Here is a 15,220-nt window from a genome sequence, read left to right as displayed (position 1 = left end):
GCCCCGTGCCCGCCCCGGAACCCGGCCCGGAACCCGCCCGGCTCACGCGAAGGCCGCGATCCGCAGACCCGACGCCTCCAGCGACTCCCGGACGCGGGCCGCCAGCCGGGCCGCGCCCGGTGTGTCGCCGTGCACGCACAAGGACCGCGCCGCGACCGGCACCCTTTCGCCGCTGATCGCCGTCACCCGCCCGTCGCGGGCGATGCCCACCGAGCGGGCCACCACCTCGTCCTCCGACTCCAGGACCGCGCCCGGCTCGCGGCGCGGGACCAGCGTGCCGCCCGAGGTGTAGGCGCGGTCGGCGAACGCCTCGTGGACCGTGGGCAGCCCTTCGCGGGCCGCCGCGAGCAGCAACTGCGAGCCGGGCAGGCCGAGTACGGGCAGTTCCCCCGCGAGCCGCACGCCCGCGACGACGGCCACCGCCTGCTCGGCGTCGTGCACCGCCCGGTTGTAGAGGGCGCCGTGCGGCTTGACGTACGCCACAGTGGTGCCCGCCGCGCGGGCGAAGACCTCCAACGCGCCGATCTGATAGGCGACTTCGGCGGCCAGTTCCTCCGGAGGCACGTCCATCGAGCGCCGGCCGAAACCGGCGAGGTCGCGGTAGGAGACCTGCGCGCCGATCCGTACGCCCCGCTCCGCCGCCAGTTCGCACACCCGCCACATCGTCGACGGGTCGCCCGCGTGGAAGCCGCACGCGACATTCGCGCTGGTGACGACGGACAGCAGCGCCTCGTCGTCGGTCAGCCGCCAGCGGCCGAAGCCCTCGCCGAGGTCGGCGTTGAGATCGATGACCGCGCCGGGGTCGGTGTCGGGTGCCGCGCCGGGAGGTGTCCGAGGAGCCGTGCCGGGTGCCGCCCCGGTGACCGCGTCCGCCATGATGATCAGCCCGTCCTCGTATCCTCGTATCCGCCTACGAACGGCGCCGAAGGTGCTCCGCGCGCCGCCCGCGAGTCTTCCGTGCCCGTGCCGTACCTGTCGCGGGACCGATCATGGCACTCCCGCGGGCCGACGCGCCGGGTGCCCGCCCCGTGGCGATCCGTGCCGTTTCGTTCGTTGTCGGTGCCACCGCCTAATGTGTGGGGCGTGACCACCACGATCCCGTACTCGCTGCCGGGCGCCGCCCGGCCCGCCCCGGGCCCGGCCGCCGACGAGGGCCTGGCCCGCAGGCTCAAGGCGCTCGCCTGCACGGCGCCGCTGCACGACCTCGACACCCGCAAGGCCAACCTCGCGGGCGAGTACTCGGTGTACGCGATGGCGGAGATCGCGCTGGCCGCGATCGACCTGGTCACGCTCAACATGGACTTCGACACGGGCGCGGACCACGACCAGATAGTGGCCAGACTGCTGCCCCGCGTCGCCGCGCAGGCCCCCGTCCGCGGCCAGGCCGAGCACGAGCGCGTCGCCCGCTGGGTGCTGGAGAATCTGATCAACGTCGGCAGCGCCGACCGCGGATTCCGCGCCGTCTACGGCACGTTCGGCGCCGACGGCGGATATGTGCGGCGGGACTACGACTTCAAGCTGATCGAGGAAGTGCCGGGCCCCGGCGGCAGCGTCTACCTGCGCACCACCGACGAGGCGGTCAACGTCCTGGTCGGCGCGCTCGACACCGACGTCACCAGCGCGCAGATCGCCGCCGAGGTCAAGCTGGAGGTGCTGATCAGCCGCGGCAGGCTCGCCGACGCCCAACTCGCCGCGGAACAGGCCAGGTACCGCACCGTGCAGTACGCGGAGACGCTGCGCCGCACCCTGGAGGCCACCCGGCGCAACGTCCGGGCGGTCGACTGGCTGCGGACCGTCCCCGACATGATCGCCGAGGCCCTCGACCACGTCGCCGACCGCTACCGGCACGAGAACGCGATCCTCACCAACATCCGCAAGGCGCGCGACGAGGCGGAGGAGCCGGAGCACAAGCGCCGCGCCGCCGAACTGGTCGACATCGTCAAGGACTGCATCCGGCGCCACACCCAGCTCCAGTCCAGGCTGCTGGAGGCCGGACCGCTGTTCCGCGCCGAGCAGGACCGGCAGGCGTTCGCCGCGCCCCCCGCGCGCGCCGGACTCGACCTGTACGGGCAGCTCGTCGCGCCCCTGCTGCCGATCCCGGTCGAGCGCGCGTCGCGGGTCACCGACGCGTTCTTCGCCCGCGGCGCGGGCCTGCGCACCCCGCCCGCCGTACGCGTCACCGACCTGGTCGAACTGCTGCTCACCCCGCCGCTGGAGCGGGAGCACCTGGGCGCGGAGATGCCGGAGCCCGACCTGGTCGCCACCCCGGACGACAGCCGGTTCAGCGAGGAACAGCTCGAATCCGCGCTCGATCTGCTCGACCTGCCGCACGACGCGCCGCGCCGCCTGTCGGGGCTCCTGGCCGACGCCCGCCGCCGCGACCCCGAACTGCCCTATCTGCTGGCCCTGCTGGCGATCCACGCCGCCTCCCCGCCGGTCGGCACCGCCTACCGCCAGGGCGAACAGCGCCTGCTTTTCGCGGTGGACGACGGCACGCCGCTGGACGACCACGAATTCGGCGGCGCCGACCTTATCGTCGGCACCGCGCGGCTGGACGCGGCGGCGATGACGGCCGCGCGCGCGGAGCCCGCGTGAGGCCCGGCACGGCGGCCGCCCGCCGTTTCCGACCCGGCGGCGGGCGACCACGTACGGCGGACGCGACGGTGCCGACCGGCGTCATCGCCTGGACCGAGGAGAGCGAGAAGTGAGCGAGTACCGGGAGACGGCGGCTGACACGCCCGAGGCCGCGGCGTATGAGGCCGGGAGCACCGGACCGGCGCGCACCGGGGGAGTGACGCCCGGCGACGCGGCGGACGCCGCCCGCCTCGTGGGCTTCGGGCTCCAGCCCAAGCTGCTGCCCGCCCGCGACGCGGAGTACGCGGAACTGATCCGCCGCCACCGCGAGGACCCCCCCTTCGCGCGCCTGGCCGACGCGGTCGCGGCCGGACTCGGCCTGATCGTGCTGGAGGTCTCGCCCCGCGCCGGAATGGCCCTGGCGGCGGGCGAGGACTCGGTGTTCGCCGTCCGGATGGGCGACTACGCCCGCCGCGCCGCCTCCGACTCCGGTGACCGCTTCCTGCACGGCCTGGCCCACCTCGCCGCGGCGGCGCTCGCCTTCCCGCGCCCCGAGGACCTCGCCGACGACGGCTACATCGGCCGGATCACCGTCAACGGCATCGACGCCTTCATCCGCCAGGCCTGCCGCCGCCTGGAGGAACAGGCCGACGAGACCGGTGAGAACACCGACCCGGCCAGCGACGCACCGGGACTGGAAGCCGCCTGGCGGGTCTACACCCGGCGCAGCGCGACCGGCGCCACCAAGGACGCCCGCAGGCTGGCCAGTTCCACCACCGGCATCATCGGCAAGGCCGTCGCCTTCCTCGTCGACTCCGGCTTCCTCCAGCGCACCGGGGACGAGTCGGGCGGCACCTACCGCACCACCGCCCGCTACCAGTTGCAGGTCCGCGACATGGCGGGCAGCGCCGCCATGGCCGAACTGCTCGACCTCGGCATCGTCCCGGTCGGCGACGGCAGCGCCAGCCTCGTCCCGGCCGCCGCCGACGACAGCGGCCTCGACCTGGCCGCGGACGCCGGTCTGCCGTTCCACGCCCACACCTGACCGGGGCCCGCCTCCCACCCGCCACCGCCACCGCCTCCCACTCGCCCCCGACCCCCCCACTCGCCCCCGACCTCCAGTCGACTTCCGACCTGAACCACGAGCCACGAGAGTCCGCCGCATGTACGAGCTTTCCCGACTCCGCCTCTACTCCATCGGGCCCGCGGGCGCGCGCTACGCCGACACCGTCCTGGACCTGCGGGGCGTCGGCGAGCCGGTGCCGCAACCCGCTCCCGCGCAGGGCGAGTTCTTCGCCGACGAGCCCGCAGGACCGCCGCGCCGCCCGGCGCCCGCGGGCGTGCTCTTCCTGGAGAACGGCGGCGGCAAGTCGGTCCTGCTCAAGCTGATCTTCTCGGTGATGCTGCCCGGCCACCGCAACACCCTGGGTGGCGCCAGCTCCGGCGTCCTGCGGAAATTCCTGCTGGCCGAGGACTGCGGCCACGTCGCCCTGGAGTGGCAGCACACCGTGACCGGCGAGCTGGTAGTGGTCGGCAAGGTCAGCGAGTGGCGAGGCCGCCAGGTCTCCACCGACCCGCGGAAATTCGCCGAGGCGTGGTATTCGTTCCGGCCGGGACCCGGCCTCAGCCTGGACTCGCTGCCGGTCGCCGAGGCCGCCAGCGTACGGCCGCCGGTCGAGGGCATGTCCGGCGCGCGCGGCAGGCGCCGCACCATGAAGGGCTTCCGGGACGCGGTCACCGAGGCGGGCAAGGCGTACCCGCACCTGGAAGTGGTGTGGGAGGAGATCCACGACCGGTGGAACGAACACCTCGGCGACCTCGGCCTCGACCCCGAACTCTTCCGCTACCAGCGGGAGATGAACGCCGACGAGGGCGAGGCCGCGGGCCTGTTCGCCGTCAAGAAGGACTCCGACTTCACCGACCTCCTGCTGCGCGCCGTCACCGACACCCGTGACACCGACGGCCTCGCCGACCTCGTGCACGGCTTCGCCAACAAGCTCGGCCGCCGCGCGGAACTCACCGCGGAACGCGACTTCACCGCGGGCTCGCTCGACCTGCTGGAGCGGATCGTCGAGGCCGCCGCCACTCGCGACCAGGCCCGCGGCGTCCACGCCCAGTCCGAACGCCGCACCCGCGCCCTCGCCCGTCGCCTGTCCGCCCGCGCCCAGCAGGAGCGCGGCAGGACCACCGAACTGGCCGAGCACATGGCGCGCGCCGCGCACAGCGTCACCGACGCCGACCAGGCCCGCGGCGGCAGCGCCCTGATCGCCGCCGAACTTGCCTACCGCCACGCCTCGTTGGCGCTGGCCGCCGCGGACAAGAGCGCCGCGGGACTCCGCCGCGAGCTGGGCGACGCCCGTACGCTGCACGCCGCCTGGCAGGCGGCCGAGACCGTACTGCGACAGCGCGCCGCGGGCGACCGGCTGACCCGCGTCACCGCCGCGATCCGCGAGGCCGAACGCGACGCGGCCCCCGCGCTGGCCGCCCGCACCCGCGCCGCCGCCGATCTCGTACGCGCCCTGCACGCCGCCGCCGCACGCGCCGAGCAGCAGGCCGACGCCGAGGAGGAGCGGTCCGCCGCGCTCCAGGCGGAGTCCGAGGCCGCGCACCGCGACGCGACCGCCGCCGCCACCGAGGCGCAGCGGGCCCGCAGCGAGAGCGGACACCTCGGGCAGCGGCTCGCCGAGGTCGAGCAGGAGACCGCCGAGGCGGTCAGCGCGGGCTGGCTCGACGACACCGCACCCGACGCCGACCCGGCCCGCGCGGCCCTCGCCGCCTCCGACGCGGAACAGACCGCGGCGGCCCTGGCCCGTTCCGCCACCGACACCGCCCACAGCGCCGCCGCCCGCGCCCGCGAGGCCGCCTCCGCCGAGGCCCGCGCCGACCTGGCCGCCGCCCGCGCCGCCGACGCCCTCACCACCGCGGAAGCCGCCAGAACCGCCGCGACCGTGGCGGCCACCGCGCTCGCCGCCGACCCCCGCCTGGCCGCCCTCCTGAGCGTGCCGGGCCCGCGCGACGGCACGGATTCCGCGGCGGGCCAGGACGCCGGACACCCGGTCGGCGCCCGCGCCGGCAGAATCTCCGACGCCTCGGCCGGTGACAGCGCGACCGGGCCGCACGGCGGTACGGGCCGTGACGCCCGGGAGGGCTCGGCAGGACGGCACGGCGGTACGGGCTCCGGCGCCGCGGATACGGCCGCGGGCCGCACCGGCCAGGGCTCGGGAGCCTCGGACCGGGACGGCGCGGGCGCGTCGCCCCTCCGCCCCGCCGCCGCGCGCCCGTCCGCGGACGGTCCCCTCACCGCCGCGGAGCTCGACGGCTTCGCCGAGCCGCTGCGGGAACTGCTGGACAGCGCCGTCGCCTCCGCCGAGCGCAAACTCTTCGAGCTCCGCACCGCGGCGGCCGACGACGCGCGCATCCTCGCCGCGCTCGGCGACGGCGGCCTGCTGCCGCCGGGCCCCGACGTCCTGGCGACCGTCGAATTCCTGGGGGAGCACGGCATTCCGGCGCTGCCCGGCTGGCGCTACCTCGCACAGGCCGTGGACCCGGTGGACCACGCGGTCGTGCTGGCCTCCCGCCCCGAGCTGGTCGACGGCGTCGTGGTCACGGAACCCGGCTCGTACCAGCGGGCCAGGGACGTGCTGGCGCAGGCCGCGCTGCTGCCGCGCTCGACGGTCGCGGTCGGCACCGCGGCGGCGCTGCTCGCGCCGCCGCCCGCGACGGCGGCGGGCAGCGCGGACCAGGACGTGTTCCTGGTCCCGCCGAACCCGGCGATGCACGACGAACTGGCCGCCGACGGCGAACGCCAGGAGCTGCGGGCCCGCGCCACCGCCCGCGAGGAGGACATCAGGACGCTCGCGGCCCGGCTCGCGCACGACCGGACGCTGTCGGCCCGCCTCGCCTCGTGGCGCGCCTCTTGCCCGCCGGACCGCCTCGCCGAGCTGGAGGCGGAGGTCACCGCCGCGCGGCAGAGCGCGGAGCAGGCCCGCGCGGAGCTGGCCGCGCTGCGCGCCGAACGCGCGGAGGCCGAGGCCGCCGCCGCCGAGAGCGCGCGGGACAACGACGCCCGCCGCGCCGCCGCCGAGCAGGCCCGGCGCCGCGCCGACGCGCTCGCCGGTCTCGCCCACCGGCTCCGCGAGCGCGCCAACTGGCAGCGCAGGGCACGGGAGTTGGCCGCCGACGCGGCCGAGGCGGAGACCCGCGCCGAGACCTGCCTGGCGCAGGCCCGCGCCGCGGACGAGGACCGCCGCGCCGCCCAGCGCGCCTCCGACGACGCCCGCCGCACCGCACGCGTCCTGCGCGCCGAGCGGTCCGAGATCGCCGGAGCCCCCGACGAGAGCGCGCAGGACCGGGCGCAGGCCCCCGCGGCCACCGAGTCGCTGCCCGCGCTCCGCGAGGCGTACCACTCGGCCTCCCAGGTGTACGAGAAGGTCGGTGTCGGCGCCGACCTGCGCGCCGAGCAGGCCCGCGCGGAGAGCACCGAGAACGCGGCCCTGGTCGAACTGGACCGGCTCACCAACAAGGTCCGCAGCCGCGCCGCCCAGTTGCTCGAAGGCCCGGACGGCGCTGACGGCCCCTCCCGGCAGGCCGCGGCGGCCCGCGCGGAACAGCTCGTACAGACCCTGGAGTCGCGCGCCTCCACCGCCAGCGAGCAGTTGGGGCGGCTGCGCGGCGAGGCGGAACGGCTCGCGCCCGCGGACGGCGACCGGCACACCGACCTGCCCGACGGACTGCTGCCGCGCGACGCCGAGCACGCGCAGGAGCTGCTGCGCGCCGCCAACGCCGAACTGGCTTCCCGCACCGACGCGTTGGAGCAGGCGAGGGCCGCCCACACCGACATGGTCCACGCTCACCGCGCCGCCGAGGACGCGGCGGGCGGCTTCGACGAGATCGCCGCGATGCTGCGCGACCTGCTGCGGGACAACGCGCCGGGACAGCAGGACGAGGACGAGCCGGAGCCGTACCCCGGCAGCACCGAGGAGGCCCGGCAGGCCGCGGCGGAGGCCCGGCGCGGTCTGCGCGGCTGCGCGGCCGACCTGTCCACCGCGGAGACCCAGCTCCGCGAGGCCTCCGACGTCCTGGTCCGGCACGCCAACGCGGTGCGCTACGAGCAGGTCAGGACGCCCGCGCGCCAGCAGATCAGGGAACTGCCCGCCGCCGCGCTGCCCGAGCACGCCGCGGCCTGGGCGACCGCCTTCGCCCCGCGGCTGCGCGTGCTGACCGACGAGCTGACCCAGCTGGAGCGCAACCGCGACAGCATCGTGGACCGGCTGCGCGGCCTGGTCGAGTCCTCGCTCGCCACCCTGCGCTCGGCGCAGCGCCTGTCACGGCTGCCGGAAGGGCTCGGCGAATGGTCGGGCCAGGAGTTCCTGCGGATCCGCTTCGAGGACCCGGACCAGTCCGTTCTCACCGAACGCCTCGGCGAGGTCATCGACGAGGCCACCAGGGCCGCCGTACGCAAGAATTCGGACCTGCGGCGGGACGGGATGTCGCTGCTGCTGCGCGGCGTCGGGTCCGCGCTCGAACCGCGCGGCATCGCCGTGGAGATCCTCAAACCGGACGCGGTGCTGCGCGCCGAGCGGGTGCCGGTCGGACAGATGGGCGACGTGTTCTCCGGCGGGCAGCTCCTCACCGCCGCCATCGCCCTCTATTGCACGATGGCCGCGCTGCGCAGCAACGACCGGGGCCGGGACAAGCAGCGGCACGCGGGCACCTTGTTCCTCGACAATCCCATCGGTCGCGCCAACGCCACCTATCTCCTGGAATTGCAGCGCGCGGTGGCCGACGCCTTGGGCGTACAGCTCATTTACACCACGGGACTGTTCGACACCACGGCACTCGCCGAATTCCCGCTGGTGGTCAGGCTCCGCAATGACGCGGATCTGCGGGCGGGCCTGAAATACATCAGCGTCGAGGAGCACCTGCGGCCGGGACTTCCGGTCCCCGACCCGCAGGGCGAGCAGGTGCACGGCGAGATCACCGCCACCCGGATGTACCGACGGCCGCCCGAGCCGGAGCGGGACGGGGGAGACGGGGAATCGGATGTGCCCGTTTCCGGGTCCGCGCGCGCCGCCGTGCCCGGACCGGGCAGGGAACTCCAGCCGGACAGAGGCTAGTCCGGACCGCCGCCGGCGGTGGCCGCCGCTGCTACCGGCCGCCGCTGGGTACGGACCGCGATCAGCTCCCGGACCGTCGCCCGACCACCAGGTACCGACGGCAGACCGCGAGCGGCCGGAGTCAGACCCCGAGGTGCCAGGGCAGATGGCGCGGTATGTGCACCCGCCGCGTCGGCCTGCCGCGCGCGGCCGACCGCGCCGCACGGTGCCTTCTGCGCCGCTCCCTGCGCAGGGCACGGGCCGCGCTGCTCGGGCTGGAGAGCACCCCGTTGCGCTGGTTCCACACCTGTCGCGTCACCCACACGTCCAACACCGCCCACGTGGCGACGACGCTGGTGAAGACGGCGGAGATCAGCGCGGGCGCCGACAGCCAGGAGTGTCCGGCGGCCAGCAGTACGGCCATCACCGCGAGGATCAGCGCGACGGCCACGATCAGCACCGCCCGCACCGCCGCCGCTCGTACCGGATCGGGCATTCGGGGAGTGCCGACCGGGTCCTCGGTCCACACCCGCCCTTGTTCGAAGTCCATACAAGGTGCCTGCCCCGAATCTTCACGATGCATTCCGGGGTACGTATCCGGCCAGACCTGCCCAACCCTACGCACTGGCTTTCGAGTTACCGCATCGGCAGTAGTAGGCTCACGCCGTTTAAACGCGACAGACGATCCCCATACCGGGGAAGACGTTGGGGAGGCCATGCGCTTTCGCGGTACGACGATCCGCCGGAAGATCGTGGCGCTGCTGCTGATCCCACTGGTGTCCCTCACCCTCATCTGGGCCTTCGCCGCCACCATCACCGGGCGCGAGGTGTTCGGACGGCCGGACATCCAGCGAATAGTCGACAATGTCGGCTATCCCGCCGACGACGCGGTTCGGAACCTTCAGCAGGAGCGCAGGGTCGCTCTGGTCTTTCTGGCCAACACCCGTGACTCCGAGGCGCGGATCGCCTACGACAAGCAGGAACACGCCACCGACGCGTCCATCGCCAAGATGCGGACGACCATCGACGCGTCCGGCGTCCGCGACGACCTCAACGCGCGGTCCCGCGACCGCCTCGACGACCTCCTCAACACCGTCGAGGGCCTCACCTCGCTCCGCCAGCGGATCGACAACCAGCGGATCACCCGCGACGACGCCTACCAGGCGTACAACTCGCTGGTCGACCCCACCTTCGACCTCTTCGAGGAGTACCTCCCGCTCAGCGACGTCACGCTGGACAGCCAGCGGCGTGCGGTGATCGGCCTCTACCGGGCGCAGGAGGAGGTCAGCCGCGAGGACGCGCTGATGGCCGCCGCGATCAGCACCGGCCACACCAGCAAGGACGAACTGCGCTCCTTCACCTTCGCGGTCGCCGAGCAGCGCAACTACTACGCCGTCGACCTCAAGACCCTCACCGACGAGGCCCGCGCGCCCTTCGACACGTACTGGCAGAGCGCCAGCGGCAAGGCGCTGCGGGCCGCCGAGAACGCGATCATCGTCGCGGGCGTGGAGGAGGCGCCGGTCGTGGCCGCCCAGAAGGCGTGGCCCGCGACCGCCGCCACCGTGATGACCGACCTCGGCAAGCTCGACGGCGAGGCCATCGCGAAGTTCAGCAAGCAGGCCAGGCCGCTGTCCACCACGCTGGTCGTCGAAGCCGCCGTCATCGGTGTCCTCGGTCTGGTCGCGGTGATCGCCTCGCTGATCGTGTCGGTACGGATCGGCCGCAGCCTGATCCGCGACCTGTCCGGGCTGCGCCGCGAGGCCCAGGAGGTCTCCGGCACCCGGCTGCCCCGCGTCATGCGGCGGCTGGCCGCGGGCGAACAGGTCGACGTCGAGACCGAGGTGCCGCGCCTCCAGTACTCCGACGACGAGATCGGACAGGTCGGCAAGGCGCTCAACACCCTCCAGCGGGCCGCCGTCGAGGCCGCCGTCCGCCAGGCCGACATGCGCAAGGGCGTCTCCGAGGTCTTCGTCAACCTCGCCCGCCGCAGCCAGGTCCTGCTGCACCGCCAGCTCACCTTGCTGGACGCGATGGAGCGCCGCACCGAGAACGCCGAGGAACTGGCCGACCTCTTCCGCCTCGACCACATGACCACCCGCATGCGGCGGCACGCCGAGGGCCTGGTCATCCTCTCCGGTGTCGCCCCCTCCCGGCAGTGGCGCAAGCCCGTCCAGCTCATGGACGTGGTCCGCGCCGCCGTCGCCGAGGTCGAGGACTACGAGCGGATCGAGGTACGGCGTCTGCCCCGGCTGGCCGTCACCGGCTCCGCGGTCGGCGACCTCACCCACCTGCTCGCCGAACTCATCGAGAATGCCGCCGTGTTCTCGCCGCCGCACACCGCGGTACGGCTGCACGGCGAGCCGGTCGCCAACGGCTTCGTGCTGGAGATCGACGACCGCGGCCTCGGCCTGACGCCCGACGCGCTGCTGGAGTCCAACCTCCGGCTGGCCGAGACCCCGGAATTCGAACTGTCGGACACCGACCGGCTCGGCCTGTTCGTGGTCAGCCGCCTCGCGCAGCGCCAGGGCGTCAGGGTCTCGCTGCGGCAGTCCCCGTACGGCGGCACCACCGCCGTCGTCCTCATCCCGGCGAATCTGCTCACCGAGACCGGCGACGACACCGGCGCGACCAAGATCGGTGACCTCACCGAGTCCCGCCCGGCGCGGGTGCCCTCCGACACCGAGCACACCTTCCGGCAGTGGGGCCTTGACGGTATCGGCGGCGAGACGCAGAAGGAGCACGAGGCGCACCCGGCGGACGAACCCGTCGGCGCGCCGGTCGGCGAGGCGGGCGACCCGGAACTCGACGGGCCGCTGCCGTTGCCGCGCCGCCGCCGTACCGCGCCCGTACTGGTCTCCGACCGCGGCCGACCGGTCGGCGGACCCTCCGCGCAGACCTCGCAGGCCGACCGGGGAGCGCTGGAACAGGCCGCGGAGCGGGCCGTGGCGCAGGCGCAGGCCCGCGGCGAGCTGTACCCACAGGGCCAGCCGCAGGCGCAGACCCCGGCGCAGGCACCGGCTCCGGCGGAGCCCCAGCCGCTGCCCGCGCGCCGGTCCCCGTCTCGGCCCGCGTCCGAACCCACGCCCGAACCCCCGTCCGGGTCCCCGCCTTTGACGGCCGCGAAGAAGACGACCGCGTCCGGCGCGAGCGGCAGCGCACTGCCCCGCCGGGTCAGGCAGGCCAATCTGGCACCGCAGTTGAGGGTGGAGACCACCGCCCACGACAGCGGCGGCGCGACCGGCGAGGGCGCCGGCCGCGAGCGGTCGGCGGACGAGGTCCGCGACCGGATGGCGGCACTCCAGCGCGGCTGGCAGCGCGGCCGGGAAGTGACCGAGAACGACGGCACGCAAGACGACCCGTCGGCATCCGCACCGAGAACGACACCTGAGGGGAACGGTCGATGACCGCACCATCGAGCCCGACACGCGAGCTGAGCTGGCTCCTTGACGATCTGGTCTCGCGCGTGGCCAGCATCCGCAAGGCCCTGGTCCTCTCCGGCGACGGCCTGGCCATCGGCGCGTCGGACGGACTGACCCGCGAGGACTCCGAGCACCTCGCCGCCGTCGCATCCGGCTTCCACAGCCTCGCCAAGGGCGTAGGACGGCACTTCGAGGCCGGACGCGTCCGGCAGACCATGGTCGAACTGGACGACGCCTTCCTCTTCGTGACGGCGGCGGGCGACGGAAGCTGCCTGGCCGTACTCAGCGCGGCCGAATCCGATGTCGGCCAGGTCGCGTACGAGATGGCGCTACTGGTCAAGCGGGTCGGTGCCCACCTGGGCACCGCGGCTCGGAACGACGGCGGCGCGGCACTCAGCGGCTGACCGGATGATCTGACAACGGGGTGACGGGTGTCATGACTTCTGATTCGGACCGGTGGTACGACGACGCGGCAGGACCGGTGGTGCGGCCCTATGCGATGACAAGGGGCCGCACCAGCAACGCCGCTGAGACGAAGATCGACCTGATCGCCCTGGTGATCACGGAGACCGAGGCCGGGGACGACGGAGGCGCGCAGGACGACCACACGCTGTCACCCGAGCACCTCGACATCGTCGAACGCTGTCAGGTCCAGGCCGTCTCCGTCGCGGAGCTGGCCGCCGACCTCGACCTGCCGGTCGGGGTGGTCCGCGTCCTGGTCGGGGACCTGCTGGAGGCGTCGCACGTACAACTCCACCAGCCGGTCCCACCGGCCGAGTTGGTGGACGAGAACATCCTGCGCGAGGTCATCAACGGGCTGCGCGCGCTGTAGTGGATCGTGATCCACTGCGGCGTGCCGGTCATGTTCGAACAGGACTAGGCTCTCCGCAGACGTACGACGAAGCGCAACCGACGTACAGATCGACGTACAACTGACAACGCCGGCAGGGAAGTAGACACAACATGGCTTTCGCGCGATCGGATCGCCGCCGCAAGCCGTCCGCCGACGAGCCGGTGGCGCTCAAGCTGCTGGTGGCGGGCGGCTTCGGCGTGGGCAAGACCACGCTGGTGGGCGCGGTCAGCGAGATCAGGCCGCTGCGCACCGAGGAGTCGCTCAGCGAGGCGGGCCGCCCGGTGGACGACATCGAGGGCGTGGAGGGCAAGCGCACCACCACCGTCGCCATGGACTTCGGGCGGATCACGCTCAGGGACAACCTGGTGCTGTATCTGTTCGGCACGCCAGGACAGGACCGGTTCTGGTTCCTGTGGGACGAGTTGGCGCAGGGCGCGCTCGGCGCGGTCGTGCTCGCCGACACCCGCCGCCTGGAGGACTGCTTCGCGGCCGTCGACTACTTCGAGCGGCGCGGCATCCCCTTCACGGTCGCCGTCAACTGCTTCGACGGCGCTGAGCTGCACGCGCCGGACATCGTGCGCGACGCCCTCGACCTGGACGCCTCGGTGCCGGTGGTGATGTGCGACGCGCGCGAGCGGGACTCGGCGAAGAACGTCCTGATCACCGTGGTGGAACACGCGGCGCAGATGGCGACGGGGCGCAAGGAGCCCGCCGCCACCTGAGCCCGGCGGCTGCCTGGGGTCGGACTCTTCCGCAGACCGGACGCCGCCTCGGACGCTTCCGCAGCCCGGCCGCCGCCTGAGTCCGGTTCTTCTGCGAGACGGCCAACCGGCCGCCGTTCAGAGCCGGACGCTATCCGGCGGAGCCGTCCTCGCCGTCCTCCTCCAGCCAGCCGAAGCTCCGCTCGACGGCCATCTTCCAACGCCGGTAGCCGAGTTCACGTCGCGGCTCGGCCATGCGCGGCCTCCACTCGGTGTCGCGCTCCCACTGCGCCCTGAGCGTGTCGAGGCCGTCCCACACGCCGGTCGCCAGACCCGCCGCGTAGGCCGCGCCGAGGCTGGTGGTCTCGGCGACGACCGGCCGGACCACCGGCACGCCCAGCACGTCAGCCTGATGCTGCATCAGCAGGCTGTTGACGGTCATGCCGCCGTCCACGCGCAGTTGGGCGATGCGTACCCCGGAGTCCTCCTGCATCGCGTCGACCACCTCGCGGGTCTGCCAACTCGTGGCCTCCAGCACGGCCCGCGCCAGGTGCGCCTTGGTGACGAAGCCGGTGAGCCCGGTGATCACACCGCGCGCGTCGGACCGCCAATAGGGCGCGAACAGCCCGGAGAAGGCCGGCACGACGTAGGCGCCGCCGTTGTCGGGCACGCTCGCGGCCAGCGGCTCGATCTCGTCCACGCTGCGGATGAGGCCGAGTTGGTCGCGCAGCCAGTGGACGAGGGCCCCGGTGACGGCGATCGAGCCCTCCAGGCAGTACGCGGGCCGGTCGCCGCCGAGCCGGTAGCCGACGGTGGTGAGCAGACCGCTCTTGGACGGCACCGGCCGTGCCCCGGTGCTCATCAGCAGGAAGCTGCCCGCGCCGTAGGTGTTCTTGGCCTCGCCGGTCTCGAAGCAGGTCTGTCCGAAGAGCGCGGCCCTGCTGGTCGCCGAGCGCGGCGGCCACCGGCACGCCCGCGAGCCGTCCGACGGCGGTGCCGTAGACCTCGGCGGAGGACCGTATCTCCGGCAGGACGGTCTCGGGGATGTCCATGGCGGCCAGGATCGCCGGGTCCCAGTCCAGCGTGTCGAGGTCCATCAGCAGGGTGCGGGAGGCGTTGGTGACGTCGGTGACATGGACGCCGCCGTGGACGCCGCCGGTCAGATTCCACACCAGCCAGGAGTCGACGGTGCCGAAGGCAATCTCGCCGTTCTCCGCGCGCCGCCGCAGCCCCGGCACATGGTCGAGCAGCCAGGCCACCTTGGGTCCGGAGAAGTACGGCGCCAGCGGCAGCCCGGTGGCGTCGCGGAACCTGTCCTGGCCGTAGGGGCCGCCGAGTTCGGCGCACAGCGCCGAGGTGCGGGTGTCCTGCCAGACCAGCGCGTTGTGCACCGGGCGTCCGGTCGAGCGGTCCCAGAGCACCGTCGTCTCGCGCTGGTTGGCGATCCCGAGGGCGCTGAGCTGGTCGGGGCGCAGCCCGGCCCTGGCGAGCGCGCCCGCCGCCACGGCCTGCGTCTTCGCCCAGATCTCGGTGACGGAGCGTCAAGAAGCCTGACCGATCAGGTCACTTCACGACGAG

General features: G+C 73.9%; 9 protein-coding genes and 1 pseudogene. 7 read left to right on the top strand and 3 right to left on the bottom strand.

The window, feature by feature from the left end; genetic code table 11:
* Positions 1-42: 42 nt before the first annotated feature.
* Positions 43-876, bottom strand: coding sequence for a LamB/YcsF family protein (locus ACZ37P_RS32930; protein WP_467350041.1), 834 nt, complete (start codon positions 874-876; stop codon positions 43-45).
* Between the two features lie 207 nt (positions 877-1,083).
* On the opposite strand from ACZ37P_RS32930, the gene ACZ37P_RS32925 reads away from it, so the two are divergent.
* The 3 genes from ACZ37P_RS32925 (at position 1,084) to ACZ37P_RS32915 (ending at position 8,690) form a co-directional block, all read left to right on the top strand.
* On the top strand, positions 1,084-2,595 hold the full coding sequence (locus ACZ37P_RS32925; RefSeq protein ID WP_401858535.1) for a hypothetical protein: 1,512 nt from the start codon (positions 1,084-1,086) through the stop codon (positions 2,593-2,595).
* 109 nt (positions 2,596-2,704) lie between these two features.
* Entirely contained in the window at positions 2,705-3,619 is a 915-nt protein-coding gene (locus ACZ37P_RS32920) for a hypothetical protein (protein WP_467350038.1), read from the top strand.
* A 118-nt stretch (positions 3,620-3,737) separates the two neighbouring features.
* On the top strand, positions 3,738-8,690 hold the full coding sequence (locus ACZ37P_RS32915; protein ID WP_467350036.1) for a hypothetical protein: 4,953 nt from the start codon (positions 3,738-3,740) through the stop codon (positions 8,688-8,690).
* Between the two features lie 121 nt (positions 8,691-8,811).
* On the opposite strand, the gene ACZ37P_RS32910 is transcribed toward ACZ37P_RS32915, so the two are convergent.
* Positions 8,812-9,219, bottom strand: a complete 408-nt coding sequence (locus ACZ37P_RS32910; RefSeq protein ID WP_391050091.1) for a hypothetical protein — start codon at positions 9,217-9,219, stop codon at positions 8,812-8,814.
* Positions 9,220-9,385: 166 nt separating this feature from the next.
* Between ACZ37P_RS32910 and ACZ37P_RS32905 the strand changes: the two genes are divergently transcribed.
* From ACZ37P_RS32905 to ACZ37P_RS32890, 4 genes are all read left to right on the top strand, one after another.
* Entirely contained in the window at positions 9,386-12,073 is a 2,688-nt protein-coding gene (locus ACZ37P_RS32905) for a nitrate- and nitrite sensing domain-containing protein (protein WP_402711306.1), read from the top strand.
* Complete coding sequence (locus ACZ37P_RS32900; protein WP_188286155.1) at positions 12,070-12,492, top strand: roadblock/LC7 domain-containing protein; 423 nt, start codon at positions 12,070-12,072, stop codon at positions 12,490-12,492. The genes ACZ37P_RS32905 and ACZ37P_RS32900 overlap by 4 nt, the downstream gene beginning before the upstream one ends.
* A gap of 32 nt (positions 12,493-12,524) precedes the next feature.
* Positions 12,525-12,920: a DUF742 domain-containing protein gene (locus ACZ37P_RS32895; RefSeq protein WP_355344056.1), complete on the top strand. Its 396-nt coding sequence runs from the start codon at positions 12,525-12,527 to the stop codon at positions 12,918-12,920.
* 131 nt (positions 12,921-13,051) lie between these two features.
* Entirely contained in the window at positions 13,052-13,663 is a 612-nt protein-coding gene (locus ACZ37P_RS32890) for a GTP-binding protein (protein WP_355344059.1), read from the top strand.
* Between the two features lie 130 nt (positions 13,664-13,793).
* Here the strand turns inward: ACZ37P_RS32890 and glpK are convergent.
* Positions 13,794-15,174 (bottom strand): annotated as a pseudogene (gene glpK, locus ACZ37P_RS32885) (glycerol kinase GlpK); the annotation flags it as partial.
* Between the last annotated feature and the right edge of the window lie 46 nt (positions 15,175-15,220).

The organism is Streptomyces sp. NPDC024632 (assembly GCF_055559175.1).
Note: the sequence above shows the minus strand (reverse complement) of the source record. Positions and strands in the feature narration are given on the sequence as shown.